Origin of the sequence: Terrisporobacter muris, from assembly GCF_024621905.1 — a bacterium.
Lineage (GTDB): Bacteria > Bacillota > Clostridia > Peptostreptococcales > Peptostreptococcaceae > Terrisporobacter > Terrisporobacter muris.
Map to the genome: position 1 here is coordinate 1 of NZ_JANKBY010000147.1, position 8,564 is coordinate 8,564.

Consider the following 8,564-nt stretch of genomic DNA (forward strand, 5'->3'; position numbering starts at 1 on the left):
TGTTAAAAAATTGGGGGAGATGAAAATATGAAGATGGCTTTCACACAAAAGCAGAGAATGATTGAAGGACTTACAGTATTTACACTAATTGCAATATCAATTTATGTGGCGGTCATGTGGGGCAAAATTCCACAAGAAGTAGCGATATCTTTTGGAATTTCAGGTAAAATAGGTGGTATGGGAGCAAAAACTAGTATACTTTGGAAATTAGCTATATCTTATGGAATATATATAGTGTTTACTATTATATTTTTAAATCCATCTTTATGGGGTATAGGAGATATAAAAAATAAAAAGAAACAACAACAAGCATTTTTACTGGCTGGGGATTTATTTGTATTTTTGAAGTTAGTTCTTGTAAGTATAATGGCATATATAATTTTTTGCATTATCAATAATGTCGATTTAGGATTTATATTTATTCCAATGTCAGCATTTTTACCACTGGCTATAGGATTTAACACTTCATCAAAAATAAAAGCTCTAAGGAATTAGAGTCATGAAGGTTTTCTAAGTAAGGAATAACTTCATGTTTTTTTATTACATACAGGAATAAATTAGGTTGACTTTGCTAATTTAATATAATAGAATAATCATAGTAAAAAGAGCCATTATAGTGGCGTATTATATTTAATTTATAATCGCGGTGCAAAAAATTAATGGTTCAAAAAATAAAATAAAAGTAGTAAGCCAAATAAGTGCACTTAGCGTGCTTATTTGGCTTTTTTATATTGAGAAGAATAGGAGGACTTATAATGGAAAAATTAAATTTATTAAAAGATGATGAGAAGAAAGTTTTTTATCATTATCTAATACCTTCAATATGCTCTACTCTTGTAACATCAATTTATATATTAGTAGATACTCTTATAATTGGACAAGGTGTTGGAGCGGCAGGGATTTCTGCATTGAATATTTTCTTGCCTTTCTTTGCTATATATAATGGTATAGGGCTTATGTTTGGACTTGGTGGAGGAATACTAATATCCATGGAAGATGGTATAGGAAATAAAGAAAAATCAGATAAATACTTTATTTCTAGCTTGATAGCGGTGACAATAATAGGACTAATACTTACGATATTTACAAATGTATTTCTAGAGCAGATATCTTACTTCCTTGGAGCAAATGAAAATAGTATAGGCTTGGTTTTAGAATATGGAAGGTGTATAACTTTATTCACACCAGTATTTATAGCAACTAATTTTTTATCACCAATAATTCGTAATAAAAAGGCTCCCCAATTAGCTATGATATCAGTGATTATAGGAGCTGGATTGAATATAGTATTAGATTATATTTTTGTTTTCCCTATGAATATGGGAATGGTAGGAGCAGCTTTAGCAACTGTTATAGGAAGTTTAACAACAGTGGCAGTTCTTTTAACTCATTTTATATCAAAGAAAAATAGAATAAAAGTATATCCAACATATGCGTCAATTAAGATGATAAAAAAGATAATAGGCTGCGGTGGATCTAGCTTTTTAATGGAAGCTGCCAGTGGATTTGTAATATTTATATTTAATATTCAAATTTTAAAATATATAGGTGATGTGGGAATAGTAGTTTATGGGATAATATCTAACTGTGTAATAGTAGGAATGGCTTTATTTAATGGTGTAGCTCAAGCAAGTCAACCAATAATAGCAACCAATTATGGAGCTAAAGAAAGCAAACGTGTAAAGACAGTTTTAAAATATGCCATGTTTACTACTATTTCAATAGGATGTTTATTATTTGCAGTAGTATTTATGTTCACAGAAGAAGTAATTTATGCTTTTGTAAAAGCTAATGACCAGATTATTTCCATGGGAGTACCAGCAGTGAGAGCTTATTTAAGTGCTTTTTGTATTATGAATATTAATATACTATTTTGTAACTACTTTCAATCTGTGGGAAAAGAAAAGCCATCTATACTTATATCGGCTATAAGAGGATTTTTACTAAACATAATTCTTGTATTAAGTTTACCAGTGGTACTTGGAGGAAGTAGTTTATGGTTTGTTGTACCTACAACAGAAATTATTACTTTAGTTGGAATAGTAATATATATAAGAAAATTAAAGGTCAATTCTTTTAAGAGTGAAACTAAATTAAATAAGTGTGCAATAACTGAGTAATAAAAAAGTAAATTATTGAGTAATGTATCTATCACAAGTGATAATGAGGATATATTGATGACTATATGATTTAAGCGAACTTTTGGAATTATTCTTTTGTTTTATTGGGATAATAAGTATTATTTACAAGTACAGCAAAGGAGCAAAATAATTGAGAAAATATAGCACTAATGAGTTAAGTTTAAAAATAGTATCTATATTAAAAGAAAAATTAGATAAGGATTATGCAAAAGGTTTAACAAAAAGAGATGCTCATCCTAAATGTTTAGGACTTTTAAAAGCTTATTTTATTGTAGATAAAAATTTACCTTTACAGTATAGAGAAGGTATTTTTAATAGAGACTATTACAAAGCTTTTATAAGAGTATCTAATTCAAATCCTAAGATAAAGAGTGATAAATATAGAGATATTAGAGGATTTTCAATAAAACTTCTAAATGTTTATGGAGAAAAATGTGTAAAGGATGAAAATTTTACTCAAGATTTTCTTTTCGTTAGTATGAAAACTATGCCTATAGGCACTTTAAAATTAATGTATGATGCCTTATACTATACGATAAAATCCACTCCAGTAATTTTTGTGGCTAAATTGATAAAAAATAAAAATATTAATGCAATTATTGATATTGTGAAAAATATGAAGCATGATACTAGTCCTTTAGATATTAGCTATTATAGTACTACTCCATATATGTTTGGGAATAGAATAGTTAAATATAGCATAATTCCTAAATCTAAATACAAGAGTAGACTTCCAAAAAAACTTGGAAACAATTATCTTACAGAAAATATGCAAAAGCATCTATATAAAGAAGAAGCAGTATTTGACTTTATGATACAGTTTTATATAAATGATATAGATACACCAATAAATGATGCTTCAATTGAATGGGAATCTGATAAATCTCCTTTTGTTAAACTTGGAGAAATAAGAATTCCAAAGCAAAGATTTACAACTAAGAAAAGATTTGATTTGGCAGAAATAATGTCTTTCTCACCAGGTCATAGTCTTCTTTCTCACAAGCCAATTGGAGATATGAATGAAGGAAGAATAGAAATATATAAGGAAATGTCAAAATATAGACATTATAGAAACAAGGAAGAATTATATGAGCCAAGCGATGAAGATTTTGATAATATATGAAAGTTGATGACACCTAAAATATGTAGGTGTCATTTTTTTATCTTAGAATTCATAGTATATATTAGAGATTTCAATCTTCAATTAAATAACTCAAAATATTTTTAATAATAAGCTAAGAGGAGGTGTCAAAAGATGAAAAATATATTAGATTTTTGTATAAAGGACATTTCTTTTGCTAGTTGTGGCGAAGTATTGATTTGGATAGGAACTGGGGTTTTAATTGTTGCAGGTATATTGGCATTAGTTAAAAAGCCAAAGTAGTAAATTGTAGATTTCAACATGGAAAATATAATATAAAAACATTTAATTATATGGTAATATAGTAAAGAATTATAATTGTTGGCAATAGAGGATGTGACAGAAGATGAAAAAATTAGTAGTAGTAGGAATAATATTTTTATTAATAACAAGTTTTAATAATTCTTATTTTAATAAGTATATGGAAGAAGGAAAAAAAGCAATAATTAATGAAGAATTTATTAAGGCAAAAGATTTATTTAAAAAAGCTGTAGATAAGAAGTCTGATGACAAAGAAGCGAGGGCCTTGTATAAGCAATCAGAAATATTGTTAGAAGTAATAAATCTTGAAAAAGAAAATAGCTTCCAAGAAGCTATAGACTTATGTCAAAATATAAATAACACTGATAGTGAAGATAGTATCATAAAAGAAGTAGCAGAAAAAATAAAAAATGAAAGTAACAATTATTTGAAGAATTTAAAAGAATATGAGAATAATTTGAATATAAGAATAAATGAAGGCAAGCTTCTTATGAATAGTAGAAGTTATTTCAAAGCTAAAGAAATCTTTACTGAGATTATTAAAGAAATAGAAAATACAGATATTTATTATTTACAATTAGATGAAGTTAACAGATATTTAGATATTTGTGAAAATAAATAGAAATAAAAAATCCTAAGAAATACGTTGTTAGAAATTGTTGGGATTTTTTGCGCATATATATAAAATTATGATATTATAGTTTTAGTAGTTATTTTTCTTATAAAAATATATGTAAAAAGATACGTTGTTTATTAAAAGTAAAAGTTATTTAGTTAAAAATATAGAGATCTAAATTATATAAACATAAAAATATCATGGGGTTACCTCATGATATTTTTATTATAAAGCGTTTATGTTTTATTTAATTTATTGGAAATTATAATAAATAAGAAATTATAAAAGAAAAGGTGAAAAAATGGAAATAGATAAACTTGGAGAAGTATTAAGAACTTATACAGATAAACTAAAATACAATAGTGGATTTGCAGCATATAAAAGAAATTATGTAAGCAATGATTATGTAAATGTAAGTGGTAGAGAAGCTACATTTTATGCAACAGTTTTTGATGAATATCATAGACGTAGCTATACTGCTATGATGAATATAAATACTGAAAATAGAACAATTTCTAATCTTAGTTGTGATTGTCAAAATGTATTTAATAATAAGGGGCCTCAAGTATGTCCTCATATGGTAGCAGCAGTTCTTGAAGGAATAAAGAAGCTAAGGAACAAAAGAAAAGAAGAATTTTCAGAGGAAGATATAATACTAAATCCAACTGTAATATTTGACTTAAGCCAATCTAGGGGTGGAAACTTAGGGGCAAGTTTACATATTGAAGGTATAGACAAAAATGAGTATGGGAATATATATGAGTCATATAAAGATAAATATAAGTATCATCTTATGCCTAATGGTAGCTATATTGATTTAAAAGATAATGATTTAGAGAAAGTATTTCAACTTATAGATATACTAGGGGTTTATGGAGATTTACAAAAAATAAAAATACCAAATAATAAAGCTATGTTTTTAGAAAAGTTGACAGAAGGGGATACTTTTATAAGTGGTAGGAAATATATAGAGAATGTAATAAAAAAATATGATAAATTAAATAAAGATGTGAAAGTTCCAGATAAATTAAATGCAAAGCTTAGAGATTATCAAGTGGAAGGGTTTGAATTTTTCAATACTTTAGCAAATTATAATTTTGGTGGTATTTTGGCAGATGAAATGGGACTTGGTAAAACTGTACAAACTTTATCTTTTTTACTTTGTCAAAAAGATAAAAAATCAATAGTTATAACTCCTACATCTCTAATTTTTAATTGGAAGAGTGAATTTGAAAAGTTTACACCAGATATTAAACTAGGAATAGCTTATGGTAGTAAGTCTCAAAGGGAAAAAATATTAGAAAATCACGAAGAATATGATGTTGTTTTAACTAGCTATGGAACTTATAAAAATGATATTGAAAAATATAAAAATATAAATTTTAATTACTGCATAATAGATGAAGCTCAAAACATTAAAAATCCAGAGTCCATAATTACAAAAGCTATTAAAGAAGTAAATGCAGATGTTAAATTTGCTTTAACAGGAACACCGATAGAAAATAATCTTATGGAACTTTGGTCTATTTTTGATTTTGTTATGCCGGGATATTTATATAATAAGAAGAAATTTGAAAAAATATTTGCTAATAATGAAAAAAATCATTGTCAGTTAAAAAATTTAATAAAACCATTTATGCTTAGGAGAACTAAAAAAGAAGTTGTTGATGAACTTCCAGATAAAATAGAACAGAAATTTTATGTGGAATTAGAAAAGGAGCATAAAAGAGCCTATAGAGGATTTGTAAATTTAATAAAAAGAAGAATACTAGAAAATAATGAGGATAATATGACTGTTTTTTCTTATTTAACAAAATTAAGACAACTTAGTATTGCACCTGAAATAATTGTGAAAAATTATAAAGGAAAAAATTCTAAGTTAGAAATTTTAATTAATCTTATTAAACAAGAAAGTGATAGAAAAATATTAGTATTTTCTCAATTTACAAAAGTTCTTAAAATTATAGAAAAAAGATTAGAAGAAGAAACTATTGCATATTCTTATTTGGATGGAAAGACTGATGCAAAAGATAGAATAAAATTGGTGGAAGAGTTTAATGACAGTAATACTAAGAGAGTATTTTTAATATCATTAAAAGCTGGTGGAACAGGGTTGAATTTAACTAGTGCATCTATGGTAATTCATTTTGATCCTTGGTTTAATCCAGCCAGTGAAGATCAAGCAAGCGACAGAGCTCATAGAATTGGTCAAAAAAATTTAGTAGATGTTATTAAATTAATTTCCAAAGATACTGTAGAAGAAAAAGTAATAGCTCTTCAGGAAAATAAAAAAGAACTTATTGAAGATATCATCAATTCTAATTTAGAAAGTAGTACATCTTTGAAAAAATTATCAAGAGAAGATATTATTGATTTATTTGAAAATATATAAAAAAAGAAAAAAGATGGAAAGAACCATCTTTAAACTTATAATTCATACTCGGGGAAAGTAAGAATACAACTACTTAAGTTAATTAATTACTATATTTAAGGGTTAAAAATATTTGAAAACAAAAAAGTCAGAAGGTTAAAGCCTTCTGACTTATTTATATCTTCAAAATATAATTGTTAATTATCTTATTGTTAATATTATAATATAACAATTTACATATTTTGTCAAATATATTTTGCGTGTAGCAAAAAAAAATATTAAACATACAATTAGTAATATAAACGGTTATTGATTATTTGTTTTATATAGGGGGATGACGATTTTATGTTTATTAGAAATGATATGGACGTATCTTATGTGAGAGTTTTTAATGCTTCTCCAGATGCTCCTCCAGTAGATATTTATGTTAATGGAGGGCTTGCTTTTAAAAACTTGTCTTTTAAAGAGTTTTCTGAATATGTTCAACTACCAATGGGAGAATATAAAATGGAAGTATTTCCAGCTGGACAAAAGGGAAGTCCTACACTTACACAAAATGTTCAAGTGCCAGAAAAAGAAGTTGTAACTATAGCTGCTGTAGGGAATTTTGAGGACATTCAATTAGTATCATATATAGAAGGTAATGCAGATGATTTGTCTGTAAATGAAAGTAGAGTAAGGATCATACATTTATCACCAGATGCTCCAGGAGTGGATATGTTAATAGATGGAAGATTAATCTTTGAAGATATAGGATTTATGGATGCAACTGACTACGCTCAGATACCTTCAGGAGCTTATAACGTGACAATAAATATTGCGGATACAAATGATACTGTATTAGCTTTAAAAGCTGAGCTAAAAAGTCAAAAAGTATATACTATTTATATAGTAGGTAATCCGCCGAATTTATCATCAATCCAGTCTTTAGATGGAAGTACATTTGTAAGATTTCTATAATTAGCAGGATTACTAACAACAAAGGAGAGGAAGCATACCTCTACTTTGTTGTTGTATAAAGATCTAATGATGCTTAATTTACTATGAATTATTTTATATGCAGAATAATTGAAAATTGAATAAAACACTATTATAATTACAATATAATTAGAAATCATACATACTTTATTTGTAAAAAAGGAGGAAAAATATATGGCAGAGTATGAAATATTCACAGATGCTACTAGTGATTTACCACCAGAAGTAATAGATTCTCTTGGAATTAAAGTTATTCCCATGGATTTTGAAATGGATGGAGAAATATATTCACATTATCCTGATGAAAGGGAATTAGATAGCAAATCTTTTTATAAGATGGCAGAAGAAGGAGTAACGATAACAACAACTCAAATTACACCTGTGAGATTTATAGAATACTTTACTCCAATATTAAAAGAAGGAAAGGATATTCTTTATATATGCTTTTCATCAGGCTTAAGTGGCACATATGGATCATCAGAAATAGCCATATTAAATTTAAAAGAAGATTATCCAGATAGAAAAATAATGTCTATTGATTCATTGTGCGCATCTTCAGGAGAAGGGCTTTTAGTTTATTTAGCAGCTAAAGAAAAAGAAAATGGGAAAACTATTGAAGAATTATATGATTGGGTGGAAAGAAATAGATTAAATATTTGTCATTGGTATAAGGTTGATGATTTATTTCATCTAAAAAGAGGTGGAAGAATTAGTTCAGTTGCAGCTACTTTTGGAACTGCATTAAATATAAAACCATTACTTAATATGGATAATGATGGGAAACTTCAGTTAATAGAAAAGTTAAGGGGAACAAAAACTTGTGAACATCACATGATTAATAAATTGAAAGATAATTACTTGCCAGATAAATATAATACTATAATTATTTCTCATGCTGATTGTGAGCATGAGGCTGTTTTATTAGAACAAATGTTGAAAAAAGAGTTTGAAGTAGATGAAATTATACATTCAAAAATAGGTCCTATAATAGGCGCTCATAGTGGAAAAGGAACATTATTGATAAATTTTTATGGAAAACAAAGAGAATAATTATTT

Annotated in this window: 8 protein-coding genes; all 8 read left to right on the forward strand. The window is 26.9% G+C overall.

Annotated elements, in window-relative coordinates; all coding sequences use genetic code 11:
• Nucleotides 1–27: 27 nt before the first annotated feature.
• The 8 genes from NSA58_RS11755 to NSA58_RS11790 all read left to right on the forward strand — a co-directional run bounded on the left by NSA58_RS11755 (nt 28) and on the right by NSA58_RS11790 (nt 8,558).
• Nucleotides 28–495 carry a hypothetical protein gene (locus NSA58_RS11755; RefSeq protein WP_039680644.1) on the forward strand — a complete coding sequence of 156 codons (468 nt, stop codon included), beginning with the start codon at nt 28–30 and terminating at the stop codon, nt 493–495.
• Between the two features lie 260 nt (nt 496–755).
• On the forward strand, nt 756–2,120 hold the full coding sequence (locus NSA58_RS11760) for an MATE family efflux transporter (protein ID WP_074429138.1): 1,365 nt from the start codon (nt 756–758) through the stop codon (nt 2,118–2,120).
• A 151-nt stretch (nt 2,121–2,271) separates the two neighbouring features.
• Nucleotides 2,272–3,264, forward strand: a complete 993-nt coding sequence (locus NSA58_RS11765; protein ID WP_074429139.1) for a catalase family protein — start codon at nt 2,272–2,274, stop codon at nt 3,262–3,264.
• Between the two features lie 132 nt (nt 3,265–3,396).
• Complete coding sequence (locus tag NSA58_RS11770) at nt 3,397–3,525, forward strand: hypothetical protein (protein WP_257560493.1); 129 nt, start codon at nt 3,397–3,399, stop codon at nt 3,523–3,525.
• Nucleotides 3,526–3,628: 103 nt separating this feature from the next.
• Entirely contained in the window at nt 3,629–4,165 is a 537-nt protein-coding gene (locus NSA58_RS11775) for a hypothetical protein (RefSeq protein WP_039680647.1), read from the forward strand.
• Nucleotides 4,166–4,460: 295 nt separating this feature from the next.
• Nucleotides 4,461–6,551, forward strand: coding sequence for a DEAD/DEAH box helicase (locus tag NSA58_RS11780; RefSeq protein WP_074079693.1), 2,091 nt, complete (start codon nt 4,461–4,463; stop codon nt 6,549–6,551).
• A 324-nt stretch (nt 6,552–6,875) separates the two neighbouring features.
• A complete protein-coding gene (locus NSA58_RS11785) occupies nt 6,876–7,490 on the forward strand; it encodes a DUF4397 domain-containing protein (RefSeq protein ID WP_039678537.1) in 615 nt (204 codons plus the stop codon).
• A gap of 192 nt (nt 7,491–7,682) precedes the next feature.
• Entirely contained in the window at nt 7,683–8,558 is an 876-nt protein-coding gene (locus NSA58_RS11790) for a DegV family protein (RefSeq protein ID WP_039678538.1), read from the forward strand.
• The last annotated feature ends 6 nt before the right edge of the window (nt 8,559–8,564 follow it).

What these genes read in the sequence shown, in the direction of transcription:
- NSA58_RS11755 (WP_039680644.1), top strand. Translation starts at nt 28, where the DNA reads ATGAAGATGGCTTTCACACAAAAGCAGAGAATGATTGAAGGACTTACA.
- NSA58_RS11775 (WP_039680647.1), top strand. Translation starts at nt 3,629, where the DNA reads ATGAAAAAATTAGTAGTAGTAGGAATAATATTTTTATTAATAACAAGT.
- NSA58_RS11760 (WP_074429138.1), top strand. Translation starts at nt 756, where the DNA reads ATGGAAAAATTAAATTTATTAAAAGATGATGAGAAGAAAGTTTTTTAT.
- NSA58_RS11790 (WP_039678538.1), top strand. Translation starts at nt 7,683, where the DNA reads ATGGCAGAGTATGAAATATTCACAGATGCTACTAGTGATTTACCACCA.
- NSA58_RS11770 (WP_257560493.1), top strand. Translation starts at nt 3,397, where the DNA reads ATGAAAAATATATTAGATTTTTGTATAAAGGACATTTCTTTTGCTAGT.
- NSA58_RS11780 (WP_074079693.1), top strand. Translation starts at nt 4,461, where the DNA reads ATGGAAATAGATAAACTTGGAGAAGTATTAAGAACTTATACAGATAAA.
- NSA58_RS11785 (WP_039678537.1), top strand. Translation starts at nt 6,876, where the DNA reads ATGTTTATTAGAAATGATATGGACGTATCTTATGTGAGAGTTTTTAAT.